This is a genomic window from Campylobacter concisus, assembly GCF_902460415.1.
GTDB lineage: Bacteria > Campylobacterota > Campylobacteria > Campylobacterales > Campylobacteraceae > Campylobacter_A > Campylobacter_A concisus_Y.
In genome coordinates this window covers 135141-148793 of sequence record NZ_CABPTY010000001.1, presented here as the reverse complement: position 1 = coordinate 148793, position 13653 = coordinate 135141, and the positions used below count along the sequence as shown (strand labels likewise).

The window sequence follows — 13653 nt, the reverse complement described above, 5'->3', positions numbered from 1 at the left end:
TCTATTTAGCCTCATCTGGATCTCTAAAACCCACATCCACACGCTTGCTCTCATCTAGCAGAGCCACCCTAAAATGCGCCTTTTTATCCTTAAAATCAATAAATGATATGAAAAGACTCACGCTCTCATTTGGCGGCATCGTAAAATCAGGCAAAACTCGCTGCATGTAGGTGTTTTGTCCTTGTCTTAGCGAAAAGACCATCTGCCTTGGATAGCGCCTAAAAAAGCTTTGCACGGTGATATTTGTACTATCAAATAGCGTCCAACGAAAGTCAAACGTTTCAACCCTTTGGGTTCGCTTTTCAGTTATAAAAACCCTCGCCCACTCATCTTTTTTAAGCTCAAACGTATGCACCGAACTTGGGTCAAAATTTGGCTCTTTTGCAAAAACAAGAGCAGCAAGCAAAGCAATGAGTGCAAAAATCTTACTCATTTTGGCTTAAAATTTCTCCGCTAAGCTCGATATATAGGTCATTTACTCCGTTATAAATTTTATCTTGCTCTGAGGCTATAAAATTTCTAATCTCATCCTCACTAACGCCATGCTTTTCACAAAGCTCGCTCATAGCCACAAATTTTTCAAAAATTTTATCTATCTCGTTTTTAACCAAAACGGCATTTGCGTTAAACAAAATGTCATAAAATTTATCCCTCGCACTGCCCTCAAATATATCTATCATCGCTGTTTCTTTGAAAATTTCTTAAGATTATAGCCAATTAAAACTAAGTTAAAAATTTAATATTATCTCCCAAGCCTCGCTAACGTTTTTGGCATTATACGTGGCAGTTTTGCTCTCCTCGCCAAATCCCCAGCTAACTTGCAAGAAAGACATATTTGCATTTTTGGCTGCTAGCTCGTCTTTTAGGCTATCTCCAACAAAGATCGCCTTACTAGCTTTAGTTTTACTAACAGCTAGGTGAAGCATCGCAGGATCTGGCTTTTGCGGTATCTCCTTGCTAGCGCCGATGACCTCGTCAAATAGCTCATAAATTTCATTTTTCTTTAAAATTTTCTCTAGCGTATCGTGTGGTGCGTTGCTTGCCAAAACGACTTTATAGTGAGCATCTTTGCACTTTTGCAAAAGCTCTTTTACACCCTCATAGGTAGTCGCACACTCATCGTAAAATTTCTTAAATTTCTCTTCAAAGCCCTCTTTTAAGCTCCTGCTTGGTGTGTCGATACCGTAAAACTCAAGGGCTAAATTTCTACCTGGCTCGTTGATCGCTTTTATGATAAATTCCCTATCAAGTGGCGCTAAGCTTAGCTCATCTCTTACTTCATTTACCGTTTTATATATCGCCTCGCCGCTATCGATCACCGTGCCATCCATATCGAAAATAACTACTTTCAATCCTCATCCTTAAATTTATTTTTATGTTTTTCTTTTTTATATGTCTTTTGATTTTTGAGCTTATCAAGTAGATTTGCCGCCTTTAAAAGCTCATCTTTTGGGGCATTTTTGATAAGCAAATTTATAAAATTTTCTAGTGCCTTTGAGTATGGCTGATCAAGATAGACAGCCTCGACTTTTTCGATGACTTTCGCGTTTTTCTCCACTCTTTGGCGAAATTCAGCCTCGTCAAAATCATCTCTTTTTAGCCCGTTTATCGCTGATTTTGCAAATTTTTCTAGTGCACGAAGATATTTTACACGTTTAAATTTGTCCGTAACTTGGTTCAAATTTTTCCTTTTTTTTGGCAAATTATATCAAAATTTGATTTTATCCCCTAAATTTTGGCTTTGCTAATGTATAATTTACGCCAAAATTACTTAAACAAGGAGCAAAAATGAGGCAAGAAACCGCTGCGATCCACGTAGGCTACGATACACATGAGGGCTTTGGCACGATGGCTGTGCCTATTTTTCAAAGCACGGCTTACGACTTTGGAAGTGCCGAGACAGCCGCAGCTAGGTTTGATCTAAAAGATGGCGGCCACATCTACACAAGACTTGGCAATCCAACGACAGATATCTTTGAAAAAAGAGTCGCCGCACTTGAGGGTGGAGCCGCTGCGATAGCGACTGCGAGCGGTCAATCAGCTTTGTTTTACAGCATCATAAATTTAGCCCAAGCAGGCGATAACATCATCATTGCCAAAAAAATTTATGGCGGCACGACAGTACTTTTTACGCACACACTAAAGAGATTTGGCATAGAGGCCAGAGTCTTTGACAGCGACACTGCTGATGATCTGGAGAGTTTGATAGATGATAAAACGAGGGCTATATTTTTTGAAACGCTTTCAAATCCGCAAATTTCTATCCCAAATATCGAAAAAATCGTAGAAATCGCAAACAAATATGGCATCATCAGCATCACTGATAACACCGTACCAACGCCTATCATCTTTCAGCCACTTCGCCACGGTGTCGATGTTTGCGTGCATAGTGCGAGCAAATATATGAGCGGTCAGGGCCTTAGCCTAGCAGGTGTGGTCGTAAGTGCAAATCACCTAAACGAGAAGCTAAAAGGCAACAAGAGATATGAGCATTTTAACGTGCCAGATGCGAGCTATCACGACATCGTCTATGCTGATATGACGGATCGTTTTGACATCTACACGCTAAGAATGAGGCTTGCTATCGTGCGTGACATCGGCGCTGTAATCTCTCCGTTTAACTCTTGGCAACTCATACAAGGGCTAGAAACGCTTGCTGTTAGGGTTGAGAGACACTCACAAAACGCGCTAAAAGTGGCTAAATTTCTAAACTCTCACAAGCATATAAAAAGCGTGGCATATCCCGGGCTTGCTGACAACGTAGATCACGCAAAGGCGCAAAAATACTTTAAAGATGGCATGGCAAATGGGTTATTTTGCTTTGAGACTGATAGCTTTGAGCGCGCAAAAAAAATGCTAGAGCGCGTAAAACTCTTTAAGATCGTGGTAAATATCGGCGATACAAAGTCGCTCATCACACACCCAGCATCAACTACGCACCAACAGCTAAGCAGTGAAGAGCTTATAAAAGCTGGCATTACAAAAGAGCTAATAAGAGTTAGCATAGGCCTTGAAAACGCCGAGGATCTGATAGCTGATCTAGCTCAAGCTTTAGAATAAAGAAATTTCTAGCTCATTTTGGGCTAGAAATTTAAATTTTACTCAAGCTTGCCACATATCCTCTCGCACTCTTTTGCTTGCCTTATAAATTTTATAACGATGTAGATGACAAGTAGCGGCACGCTTATATACCAAAATGCAAAAAAGGCGAGTATAAAAAGCATAAATAAGAGTGTTGCGAAATATACCAAGACCGCAAGAATGATACTATCAAGCATTTTGCCTCCCATTTTGCTAGTGTTTTGGTGATTTTATAAAAAGCAAAATAAAATGAGACTGAACGTATTTGTTTTGGCCTTAAAATTTGAGCAAGGCGGTAAGCGAAGCTAAATTTTAGTAGGTAATTTTGCATATATGAAGCTCTAGCAAATTTTAAAATTTCATGAACGAGTAATTTCGGCTCTGATTTTAATGGCAAGCTTTGCGAGGCCTAAAATCAGTAGTCAATTCTTGCGAGTGAATGAAAGTTTTAAAATTTGCTTTGAGGTGTAAATTTATCAAAAGGGAGACAAGGGAGGGGCTTGAATTACGGTCTGCTTGCAGTTGCGAGCCTAGCGAAACAAAAGAGTTCCCTTCCCCTTTAACAATCCCCTAACCCCTACGACGTTAGAAGTGGCATACTTTAGTGCTTCGCACTGCATGCAGTTTTATTTTTTAAAATTTATCGTGCGTTATAAATTTATAAAATCAAAATTCAGCATCAAACGATGACAAAACTTAAATTTAATACGTTAAATACTTAATCGTATCTTGATAAAGCACTTGATTTTCGCATTGTATCAGTAGCAAGTCATTTTCTTCAAAGATTGTTGAGCCAGTCGGCTTTTGATATTCGTTTTTACGCTTTATTAGGATTATTAAAAACTCAGTTGGAAGCTCAAGCTGAGCCAAATCTTTGCCAATTAGTTTTGAGCCATAGTGGATGGTATGCTGGCGAAGCGTGTAGCTTAAGATCGGCGAGTTTTCTACCGGCTTAACATCCTCTTGCTCACTCTCTTTGACCTTAAATTTATCAGCCGCAAAGCCAAGTGACATACCCTGTATCAAAATAGAAATCAAAACCATAAAAAATATAATGTTAAAAATCATATCCGCATCACGTACGCCATCGACATAAACATAAGTAGCTAGCACGACCGGCACAACGCCTCTTAGCCCAACCCAAGAGATAAAAATTTGCTCATTTATCTTAAATTTTGAAAATACAAGCGATGCAAAAACACCAAGTGGTCTTGCAAAAAACATAAGCCATAAGGCCAAAACAAGCGCCATTAGTGCTGTTGCTGGAAGCTCGGAAGGATTTACTAAAAGGCCAAGCGTCAAAAAGACAACTATCTGCATCGTCCAAGCGATACCATCGTGAAAACCGACTAAATTTTTCTTATGAGAAAACTCTTTTTTGTTTATAAAAATTCCAGCTATATAGACAGCCAGGTAGCCATTGCCACCAATTTTAAAGCAAAGTGTGTATAAAAGCAATATCCAAGCGATAGAAAAAACTGGATAAAGGCCCCAGCTTTTTAGGCGAAGTCTATTAAACATGGCCGGCAAAGCAACGCCAAACAAATAACCCATGGCGATGCCTATGCCAAACTGCTTAACTAGCGTAATCGCCCACTCAGATGCTGTCGGCGTGGTATTTAGTGAGATCATTTGAACGATCGTCATAGTTAAAAATATCGCCATTGGATCGTTTGAGCCAGATTCAAGTTCAAGCAATGGTGCAATGCTATTTTTAAGTGAAATTTTCTTAGCTCTTAGTATGGCAAATACCGCTGCTGCATCTGTTGAAGAGATGATGGAGCCTAGCAAAAAGGCCTCCGCCCAAGTAAAATCAAGCAGATATTTTGCAACTGGAGCGATGGCTAGTGCAGTTAAAAAAACACCTAGTGTTGCAAGAGCCAAACCTCTACCAAAAATCGGTTTAATCGCTGCAAAATCAGTATCTAGCCCACCAGCATAAAGTATAAATATGAGTGCCAGCATGCCGACATTTTGAGCGATTACTTGGTCGTCAAAATTTACACCAAGCAGCCCGTCTGAGCCAGCCAGCATGCCAACACCTAAAAATATTATTAAAGATGGAATTCCAAATTTATCAGAGATCTTACTAAGAAGAATACTAGTTATAAGCAAAACTGCAAAAAATAGTAGTAAATTCTCCAAACAAGCTCCACAAAATTATATTAAATCATGCTTTCAAAAGCTTCAAATTTTTCTTGATTTGAAAGCATTTCAAGCAATACACCGTAATTATCTTTTATCTCATCTTGAAGCTTAGTAGTAAGCTCTTTAGCGTTTCTTCCGTCTTTTGGATAGCTTACTATCAAATCAATTGGCTCAGCGTTTAAAAACTCTTGAATACCTGATAATAGTTCGCTAGCTCCTCTTTCATTTGTTCCATGAAGTACGACCACATAATGCTCATTCTCTCTTACAACAACATCAGTTTGTCTTAAAAATTTTTCAAAAAGCTCACTATACTCTTTAGTGCTTGGCAAAGAAAAATATATCAAAGATAAATTTTTTGCATAATCTTTTACATTTTTATAACGATTTATAAAAGCTATTTCAAGATCTATTATTGATGAGATATCAACTGGTGAGAAAATTTTTGCTGCCATTTTTAGCCCTTTTTTGTTTATTATGTTTTATTTAAGTCACTATTATATCTTGTAAATTTTCAAAAACAAAGACATTCATTCCGTTTTTATATTCGTATCTAAATTTGAGTCCATGAGCATCAAGTATATTGCTAACTATATATAAACCTAGGCCAAAACTCTTTTGCGTATCCTCTCCTTTAATAAATGGTTGGATATAAAAGTCAAGATCATTTTTTAGCTTCTCACCTTGAGTTATAAATTTCATATGATCCTTGCTAACAACGATATTTACGTGCTTATCAGTTGAATATTTTATGCCATTATCTATCATATTTTTTATAGCAACCGAAAATAACTTAAAATCAACAAGTACCCTAACCTCATCAAGCTCACTAACACCAACACACTCTTTTTCAACCATGGCTATATCAATAGCTTCATCGATGAGATCCCTCATAAAACATGGCGTTTTATTGCTAAGTCCTATTTTTGAAGTAATCTGCTCTATCGCAGCAAGTTCGTTTATTAAGTTTTCAAGCTTGTGAAAGACAGAGATTAACCTCTCTTGATTTTTGCTTTTTTCTATCATTTGGGCAGCTATTAGGCCTTTTGTGATAGGAGTTTTTAGCTCGTGCATTATATTTCTTAAGAAAAGATGCCTCGAGTCATTAAGTGCCTTGATCTGACAAACCGCCTCATAAAATGCTTCAGAAACTTCAGAAATTTCATCCTTGCCGTTGCCAACATTTTGCACGCCATCAAGCTCACCATTTGCAAATTTCACGATCTGACGCTTTAGCTTTCTAAGCGGTTTTATCTTATAGATAACAAAAATATAAGCACCTAGCAAAATGACCGCAACCACCAGAAAAACAGCCTTTATCACCTCGTATCTGTAAGGCTGAAATTCTTTATCCATTAAAAGCTTTAGCTCGTCTAAATGCTCAATCCTTAAGTAGTGGTGCTTGTCATAAAGCAAGATCGCACTTGAGCCTAGATCGCTTGAAATTTCTTCTAAAACGGTCGCTTGCTTTAAAATTTCATCTTTTTTCTTCTCGTCTTTGATCTCTGGCATATCGATATTTGAAAGCTGGCGGTCGTACTGAGTTTTATTTATGATGCCACCCATATAAAACAAATTTGTCCTAGCGACGTTTGAGTATTTGTTGTTTAGCTCTCTTGTATAGTTTTGCTTATCAAAGCCCATAAGCCACAAAAAAGCTAGAAATATCGAAACGAGCGCGAGTCCAAAGATAAACGTTATCGTGATAAATATAGAAGATCTTGGCATCAAAGAACCAATTTATAGCCAATACCACGGATAGCGTGGATGTATTTTGGCTCTTTTGGATTTTCATTTAGTTTTTGGCGAATCCTACCAATGATAACATCTATACTTTTGTTTGAACTATCTTCGTTTATGCTCTCGCAGTTGTAGATGAGCTCCTCTCTAGTAACCGCTCCGCCCTCTTTTAAAAGTAGATATTTTAAGATGTCGTATTCTGCGGCAGTTAAATTTAGCACGTTTCCTTTAAATAAAATTTCATGTTCAAATTCTTTTAGAACCAGGTCTTTATTTAAATTTCTCGCCTCACTTGCTGGGGTGATACTCTGCCTTCTTAGATGACTTTTGATACGAGCCAAAAGCTCTTGTGGGTCATATGGCTTTGGCAAATAATCATCCGCTCCGTTATCAAGGGCATTTACCTTATCCGTTATATCATGTCTTGCACTTGATATGATAATAGGAATATTGTGATTTTTCCTGATCTCTTTACAAACTTCTAATCCATCCATACCAGGCAATGTAAGATCTAGTATCACTAAGTCAAACTTACTTGTATTTAGCGTAGAAAGTCCGATATATGGCTCTTCAGCAGTTACTACTTCAATATCGTAGTTTTCTAGATATTCAGTTAAAATTTCAGCAAGCTCCATATCATCTTCTATCATTAAAATTCTAGTCATGATCTTTCCTGTTGTAAATTTATTTTTAAGGATTATAGCAGATTAAGATTTTAAAAATTTAAAAGGGTTAAGAGCTGAAATTTCAGCTCTTAGATGATTATTTTATAACAAGGCCTTGTATGATACCACTGCGATTTATCCACACTAGCGTCTTTTTACCTTTTGTATTTTTGATTGTATTTGCAAATGTTTGAAGATCTTTTATACTCTCTTCGCCAACTTGAACGATCACATCACCTCTTTCAAAGCCAAAGTCTTCAGCTTTTGAGCCTGATTTTACATCAGTTACTAGCACGCCTTGAGTATCTGGGCTAATTTTGTATTTATATCTTATCTCATCGCTTAGATTGCTAACACTAAGTCCTTCGATGATAATACTTTTTGCTATATCTTTTGAATTGTGATCAGCGTTTGCAAGCTTGATTTTTGCATTCATCACTTTATTTGATCGCTCGTAAGTTATATCAACACTACTATTTGGAGTTAGTGAGCCGATGAAATTTTTAAGATCATTTGCATTTTTGATAGCTTTATCATTAGCCAATATAACCAAATCGCCTCTTTTTAGTCCAGCTTCATCTGCTGGCATGCCTTGCTCTACGCCACTTATTAAAGCACCTTCTTTATTTGTATAAAGCTCTTTTTGCTCATCTGTTAAATTTGCAATCGTAACGCCGATAAAGCCACGCTCGATCTTGCCGTCAGTTATCAGCTTTTTAGCGATATCTTTGACCATATTTGATGGGATCGCAAAGCCAATGCCGTTATTGCCACCACTTTTTGAAAGTATGGCTGAGTTTATTCCGACTAAATATCCCCTGCTATCAACCAAAGCACCGCCTGAATTTCCTGGGTTTATAGAGGCGTCTGTTTGGATGAAATTTTCATATTGATTAAGGCCGATATTGTCTTTATTTAGCCCTGAAATGATACCTTGAGTGATACTTTCACCAACGCCAAATGGATTACCTATTGCAAATACGACATCTGCATCAAGCAGCTTTGATGAGTCTGCAAAAGTGATCGCATTTAGTCCGTTTGCCTCTATCTTTACGACAGCTAGATCGGTTTTTGGATCACTTCCTATTAGCTTTGCTTTATACTCTTTACCACCATTTGCAAGGGTTACGACTATTTGGTCGCTATCTTCTATAACGTGGTTATTTGTAACGATATATCCATCATTTGAGATAATAACTCCAGAACCAAGAGAAGTAGTTTTTTCTTTTTCTTTTGGTTTTGCGAAGTTAAATCCAAAAAATTCATTAAAGAAAGGGTCATTAAACATCTGCTCAATGCCAGCGTTATTTACCGTTTTTGTAGTTGAGATATTTACAACTGAAAGCTTTGCCTGAGCGATCGAGTCATAATAAGAAAGTACGCTATTTTTATCGCTAAGTGGCGAGACTCTCGTGATATTAGAGTTAGCTTCATTAAATTTAATATCAGCCCCCACTAAAAAAGAAGCTGCTACTAATGAAATTAGCACAATCTTTTTCATTTTTTTCCTTTAAACTAAAAATTTTTGCAAATTATAAATATAGTGAAAAAATAAAATCTTAACACTTTTTCTTGTTATTAAACAAAAATAAACTTGACTTGCATAGACTAAAGCTTTGTGATATAATCCGTATCAAAAAAATATAAGGAGAATATATGAGTGAAAGCTTATATGAGACTTTAGGGGTTTCAAAGGGTGCCTCAAGCGACGAGATAAAAAAAGCTTATAGAAAACTTGCTAGAAAATATCACCCAGATATCAACAAAGACCCTGGAGCAGAAGATAAATTTAAAGAGATAAATGCCGCTTATGAAATTTTAAGCGACGATAAAAAACGAGCTCAATACGACCAGTACGGCGATACTATGTTTGGCGGTCAAAATTTCCACGACTTTGCTAGTAGTTCAGCCGATATGGGTGATCTAAATGAAATTTTAAAGAATATCTTCTCAGGTGGCTTTGGCGGTGGTGGAGCTAAATTTAGCAGCGGATTTGGTAGTAATTTTGGTGGATTTGACGGATTTAGTAGTGGTGGATTTGGATTTGGCGGAGCTGATCTAGACATAAATGCAAAAATTTCTATACCATTTGACGTGGCTGTAACTGGTGGCGAACATAAGGTAAATTTTAATGGCGAAAGCATTAAGATAAAAATTCCAAGCGGCATAGAAGGTGGCGAGAAACTTCGTGTAAAAGGCAAAGGCAAGAGTGCTGGTGGTCAAAAAGGCGATCTTATACTTGCTATTAGCGTTGAGCCAAGCGACGAGTATGAAAGAGTCGGAGACGATCTTTATAAAGATATAGAAATTCCACTAAAAACTATGCTTTTTGGCGGAAAAGTCGATGTACATACTTACAAAAAAGATGTCACGATTAAAATCGCTGAGAACTCAAAAACAGGCACAAAGATCCGCTTAAAAGGATATGGTGTGCAAAATAGAAAGAGCGGAATTTATGGCGATCTTTACTTAAAAGCCAGGGTAAAACTTCCAAATATTAGTGAGCTTGATGAAGGCTTAGTAAAAGAGTTAAAAGAAAAATTACCGGAGTAAAAAATGCAAAATTATGAAGAACCACTTTTTTTAATAAGCGTTGTTGCAAAGGTTTTAAGCATACATCCACAAACTTTAAGACAGTATGAAAGAGAGGGACTTATCGAGCCATCAAGAACAGACGGCAAGATGAGACTTTACTCTCAAAAAGATGTCGATCGCGTAAAAACGATATTAAATTTAACACGCGAACTAGGCGTAAATTTAGCCGGTGTTGATGTGATACTTCAGCTAAGAGAGAAGATTGACGATTTAGAATCAACGATTGATGAGCTAAATAAAAAATTGCACGAAGCTACAACTCAAACTAGCTCCAAAAGATCACTCGTAAAGAGAAAAAATAGCTTTGATCTTGTATTTTACGAAGGTAAAAGATAATTTATGGAACAAATTTTAGAAGGTTTCTTGCTTGTTGCAGCGATCTCAGTCGCATTAAATGTCATTTTTAAAAAATTTCAGATCCCAACCATCATCGGCTACATCGTAACAGGTACGCTTATATCAGAATTTTTCAACCTAAAAAGCAATGATGAAATTTCTCATATCGCAGAATTTGGTATCGCGTTTTTGATGTTTACCATTGGGCTTGAGTTTAGCTTTAAGCACTTAATGGGCATGAAAAAAGAGGTTTTTTTAAACGGTGGCTTACAGGTTTGTTTAAGCGGCTTTATAATGGGTGTGATGCTTTATTATGCCCTTCACTTAAAAGACGAAACGGCACTTATTGCAGGTCTTGCGCTTGCACTCTCATCAACTGCGATCGTACTAAAGACACTAAACGATAGTGGCGATGTGAGTAAAATTTACGGCAGAAAAGCACTTGGAATTTTACTATTTCAAGATATTGCTGTCATTCCTATTTTGCTTATGATAGATATGTTTAGCTCACAAGATGCCTCGATAAATGAGCTTTTGCTAAAGACATTTACAAGTGCGATTATTCTTATTGTTGTACTATTTTTACTTGGTAAATATGTCATCAACTGGATATTTTATAAAGTTATTCAAACAAATTCGCAAGAGGTTTTTATAGCTACGATTTTATTTATGGTCGTTGGCTCTAGCACTTTGGCTCACTTCTTTGGCTTCTCATACTCTTTGGGTGCATTTTTGGCCGGTATGATGATGGCTGAGACACAGTATAAACACCAAATCGAAGTTGATCTCATACCTTTTAGAGATTTACTTCTTGGACTATTTTTTATAACCGTTGGTATGCAGATAAATTTTGCTGTCGTTATCTCAAACATCTGGCTTGTCCTTGGCCTAGTATTTAGTGTCATGGTGATAAAAGCGGTTGTTGTTTTTGCTATCTTAAACATCTACTTAAAGCGAAGAGTTGCTGCAAAAACTGCACTTAGTGTTTGTCAAATAGGCGAATTTGCACTAGCTGTTTTTGGACTAATGACTACTAGAAATTTACTTGATATACAAACTGCTCAAATTTTTATCGCAGCCTCAGTTGTGTCGATGTTTGCTACACCTTTTATACTTAAAAAACTAGACGCAATAGCAGACCTCATAGAACGTGAGATCGTTGTTGAACCAAATGAAACCCTAAAGCCGCAAAAAATCAAAAATCACATCGTAGTCTTTGGCTATGAGAGACTTGGACAAGAGGTCGTTTTAAGACTAAAAGAGACAAAGCTTTTATACCTTGTGCTTGATAATGATATTAGTCTAGTTGAGCTTGGTAGGAGCCGCGGGGAAAATGTATTTCTAGGTAACGTTCTTCAAAGCCATACACTTGAAAATGCCTGCCTAAGCGATGCAGCCGCTGTTATTATAACCGTTAACAATGAGCAAAGAGTGGAGCTCATCGCGCAAAAGATAAAAGACTATGGCGTAAATACCCAAACTATAATAAAAATAAATGGTGAGGGTAATAAAGATATCTTTGGTGAGTTAGGTAAAAATTTTCACCTAATAAACGAAGAGCGCGTCATGGCAAAAACACTCGTACACGAGGCTCTTCAATGCAAAATCGATCATGATATAAGAGCATAAAAGTATAAATTTATTCTAGAATTTTACGAGTTTATGTTCGGTTTTAAAATAATCTTTTAAAAATAACTTTTACAAGCAATGAGAAAGCCTAGATATCTAGGCTCTACTCATTTCTTAAAGTTTGAAGCACATTTACTTCCGTGGCTTTTTTAGCTGGATAGTAAGACGAGATAGCCACGATAAACACAGCTCCAACTACGATAAGCACAAGATCGATCGTTGAGAGTTCAAGCGGTAGTTTGCTTGAGCCATAAACATCGGCCGGCAAGTCTATAATGTTGAAATTTCCAAGCAAAAATAGCCCCAAAAAGCCAAGTATCAAGCCAAATATAATGCCGCCACCGCCGATTACTAGCCCTTGATAGAAAAAGCTTCTTTTTATCTCACTTTTACTAGCTCCAAGTGCAAGAAGCAAGGCAATCTCTTGCCTGCGATTCATCACTGTCATTAGTAGCGAGCTTATGATATTTAACGACGCCACAAGGATAATTAGCATCAAAACGATAAAAAGTGCTCGTTTTTCAAGTGCTAGCGCTGAGAAAAAGTTGCCATTTTGCTCCCACCAGCCAATAGCTACCGTGCCAGCCGGAAGTCCCTCACGCACTCTTTTTATATCATCAAATGGCTTACTTGAAAAGATATGAATTCCATCATAAACGCCTTTTGGATAGTCTAAAATTTTCCTCAAAGCATCAACCGAAGTATATGAAAACGCCTTATCGTAGGCGATTAGCCCAGATGTAAATGAGCCGCCTATATCAAAGCGCTTCATCTTTGGCGTTAGAGAAAAGCCAGCTGGATCGGCCTTTGTAAAGATAAGCGTTAATTTCTCATCGTTTCTTAGTCTAAACTCACTCGTTATACCACTTCCCACAAGTATCTCGAAACCATCTAGCTCTTTATCTTTTAAAGCTTCATTTACGACTGAGTTTATCTGTTTTTCATCTTTAAAATTTACGCCATAAACCAGTCCGCCCTCAAGCGCATTTGCCGAGCGGTAAATGACCTGTGTGCTTATAAATGGACTAAATTCTAGGTCGCTAAATCTAGCCTTTAGCTCATCAACAAAGTCATCATCAATAGAGCCTTTAAAGGCACTCTGAACGGTTATTGGATAGTTCATCGTAAAAAGTTTACGCTCAAATTCTTTGTCAAAACCATTCATAATCGCCATCGCAACGATTAAGACCATAAGTCCAATGCTAACACCAAGAAAGGCAAGCAAGGCACTTAGAGTGATAAATGGCTGAGTTTTATCAAATCTTAAATATTTAAAAAGTAGATACTTTGGTAAGCTTGTCATCAAATAGCCTTTAAAAGATTAAGGCGATTTACACGCCTTAAAGTAGAAATTTTAAGCAAATATGCCTTTTTTAGGGCCACTTTTGCCGTGGCAATCTTTATATTTTTTTCCGCTTCCACAAGGGCAAGGTGAATTTCTTGGTATCTTTTTCTCTGG

General features: G+C 37.2%; 15 protein-coding genes and 1 pseudogene. 4 read left to right on the top strand and 12 right to left on the bottom strand.

The annotated features are described in order from the left end of the window. Position 1 precedes the first annotated feature (1 nt). Genes FZ940_RS00775 through FZ940_RS00760 form a run of 4 tightly spaced genes read right to left on the bottom strand, consistent with a single transcriptional unit; the run spans position 2 to position 1681 of the window. Positions 2-433 carry a hypothetical protein gene (locus FZ940_RS00775; protein ID WP_148821143.1) on the bottom strand — a complete coding sequence of 144 codons (432 nt, stop codon included), beginning with the start codon at positions 431-433 and terminating at the stop codon, positions 2-4. After that, on the bottom strand, positions 426-680 hold the full coding sequence (locus FZ940_RS00770; protein ID WP_087579959.1) for a DUF2018 family protein: 255 nt from the start codon (positions 678-680) through the stop codon (positions 426-428). The genes FZ940_RS00775 and FZ940_RS00770 overlap by 8 nt, the downstream gene beginning before the upstream one ends. A gap of 48 nt (positions 681-728) precedes the next feature. After that, positions 729-1352, bottom strand: a complete 624-nt coding sequence (locus tag FZ940_RS00765) for an HAD family hydrolase (protein ID WP_148821142.1) — start codon at positions 1350-1352, stop codon at positions 729-731. Next, positions 1349-1681, bottom strand: coding sequence for a hypothetical protein (locus FZ940_RS00760; RefSeq protein WP_103560271.1), 333 nt, complete (start codon positions 1679-1681; stop codon positions 1349-1351). Before FZ940_RS00760 ends, FZ940_RS00765 begins: the two co-directional genes overlap by 4 nt. A 107-nt stretch (positions 1682-1788) precedes the next feature. Here FZ940_RS00760 and FZ940_RS00755 point away from each other — a divergent pair, with 107 nt between their 5' ends. Beyond that, complete coding sequence (locus tag FZ940_RS00755; RefSeq protein ID WP_148821141.1) at positions 1789-3060, top strand: O-acetylhomoserine aminocarboxypropyltransferase/cysteine synthase family protein; 1272 nt, start codon at positions 1789-1791, stop codon at positions 3058-3060. 38 nt (positions 3061-3098) lie between these two features. Here FZ940_RS00755 and FZ940_RS00750 read toward each other — a convergent pair whose 3' ends face one another. From FZ940_RS00750 to FZ940_RS00725, 6 genes are all read right to left on the bottom strand, one after another. Continuing rightward, a complete protein-coding gene (locus FZ940_RS00750; RefSeq protein ID WP_148821140.1) occupies positions 3099-3278 on the bottom strand; it encodes a transformation system protein in 180 nt (59 codons plus the stop codon). Positions 3279-3783: 505 nt separating this feature from the next. Then, complete coding sequence (locus tag FZ940_RS00745; protein ID WP_148821139.1) at positions 3784-5226, bottom strand: potassium/proton antiporter; 1443 nt, start codon at positions 5224-5226, stop codon at positions 3784-3786. Between the two features lie 20 nt (positions 5227-5246). Further along, positions 5247-5684, bottom strand: coding sequence for a pyridoxal-5'-phosphate-dependent protein (locus FZ940_RS00740; protein WP_103623977.1), 438 nt, complete (start codon positions 5682-5684; stop codon positions 5247-5249). Between the two features lie 31 nt (positions 5685-5715). Next, entirely contained in the window at positions 5716-6957 is a 1242-nt protein-coding gene (locus tag FZ940_RS00735) for an ArsS family sensor histidine kinase (RefSeq protein ID WP_087576914.1), read from the bottom strand. Then, positions 6957-7634, bottom strand: coding sequence for a response regulator transcription factor (locus tag FZ940_RS00730; RefSeq protein WP_021090796.1), 678 nt, complete (start codon positions 7632-7634; stop codon positions 6957-6959). The genes FZ940_RS00735 and FZ940_RS00730 overlap by 1 nt, the downstream gene beginning before the upstream one ends. Before the next feature lie 97 nt (positions 7635-7731). After that, entirely contained in the window at positions 7732-9135 is a 1404-nt protein-coding gene (locus tag FZ940_RS00725) for a Do family serine endopeptidase (RefSeq protein ID WP_148821138.1), read from the bottom strand. A 155-nt stretch (positions 9136-9290) separates the two neighbouring features. Here FZ940_RS00725 and FZ940_RS00720 point away from each other — a divergent pair, with 155 nt between their 5' ends. The 3 genes from FZ940_RS00720 to FZ940_RS00710 are packed head-to-tail and all read left to right on the top strand — an operon-like array spanning position 9291 to position 12194. Next, positions 9291-10187, top strand: coding sequence for a DnaJ C-terminal domain-containing protein (locus tag FZ940_RS00720; protein ID WP_107811368.1), 897 nt, complete (start codon positions 9291-9293; stop codon positions 10185-10187). Positions 10188-10190: 3 nt separating this feature from the next. Then, entirely contained in the window at positions 10191-10565 is a 375-nt protein-coding gene (locus FZ940_RS00715; protein ID WP_148821137.1) for a heat shock protein transcriptional repressor HspR, read from the top strand. Between the two features lie 3 nt (positions 10566-10568). Beyond that, a complete protein-coding gene (locus FZ940_RS00710) occupies positions 10569-12194 on the top strand; it encodes a cation:proton antiporter (protein WP_021090872.1) in 1626 nt (541 codons plus the stop codon). Positions 12195-12297: 103 nt separating this feature from the next. On the opposite strand, the gene FZ940_RS00705 is transcribed toward FZ940_RS00710, so the two are convergent. Beyond that, complete coding sequence (locus FZ940_RS00705; protein ID WP_148821136.1) at positions 12298-13497, bottom strand: ABC transporter permease; 1200 nt, start codon at positions 13495-13497, stop codon at positions 12298-12300. A 51-nt stretch (positions 13498-13548) separates the two neighbouring features. Next, positions 13549-13650 (bottom strand): annotated as a pseudogene (locus FZ940_RS09765) (SEC-C metal-binding domain-containing protein); the annotation flags it as partial. Positions 13651-13653: the final 3 nt, after the last annotated feature.

Excerpts from the sequence above, each read along its gene's own strand:
- FZ940_RS00775 (WP_148821143.1), bottom strand. The coding sequence starts at position 433 with ATGAGTAAGATTTTTGCACTCATTGCTTTGCTTGCTGCTCTTGTTTTT.
- FZ940_RS00770 (WP_087579959.1), bottom strand. The coding sequence starts at position 680 with ATGATAGATATATTTGAGGGCAGTGCGAGGGATAAATTTTATGACATT.
- FZ940_RS00755 (WP_148821141.1), top strand. The coding sequence starts at position 1,789 with ATGAGGCAAGAAACCGCTGCGATCCACGTAGGCTACGATACACATGAG.
- FZ940_RS00750 (WP_148821140.1), bottom strand. The coding sequence starts at position 3,278 with ATGCTTGATAGTATCATTCTTGCGGTCTTGGTATATTTCGCAACACTC.
- FZ940_RS00740 (WP_103623977.1), bottom strand. The coding sequence starts at position 5,684 with ATGGCAGCAAAAATTTTCTCACCAGTTGATATCTCATCAATAATAGAT.
- FZ940_RS00735 (WP_087576914.1), bottom strand. The coding sequence starts at position 6,957 with ATGCCAAGATCTTCTATATTTATCACGATAACGTTTATCTTTGGACTC.
- FZ940_RS00730 (WP_021090796.1), bottom strand. The coding sequence starts at position 7,634 with ATGACTAGAATTTTAATGATAGAAGATGATATGGAGCTTGCTGAAATT.
- FZ940_RS00725 (WP_148821138.1), bottom strand. The coding sequence starts at position 9,135 with ATGAAAAAGATTGTGCTAATTTCATTAGTAGCAGCTTCTTTTTTAGTG.
- FZ940_RS00720 (WP_107811368.1), top strand. The coding sequence starts at position 9,291 with ATGAGTGAAAGCTTATATGAGACTTTAGGGGTTTCAAAGGGTGCCTCA.
- FZ940_RS00715 (WP_148821137.1), top strand. The coding sequence starts at position 10,191 with ATGCAAAATTATGAAGAACCACTTTTTTTAATAAGCGTTGTTGCAAAG.
- FZ940_RS00710 (WP_021090872.1), top strand. The coding sequence starts at position 10,569 with ATGGAACAAATTTTAGAAGGTTTCTTGCTTGTTGCAGCGATCTCAGTC.
- FZ940_RS00705 (WP_148821136.1), bottom strand. The coding sequence starts at position 13,497 with ATGACAAGCTTACCAAAGTATCTACTTTTTAAATATTTAAGATTTGAT.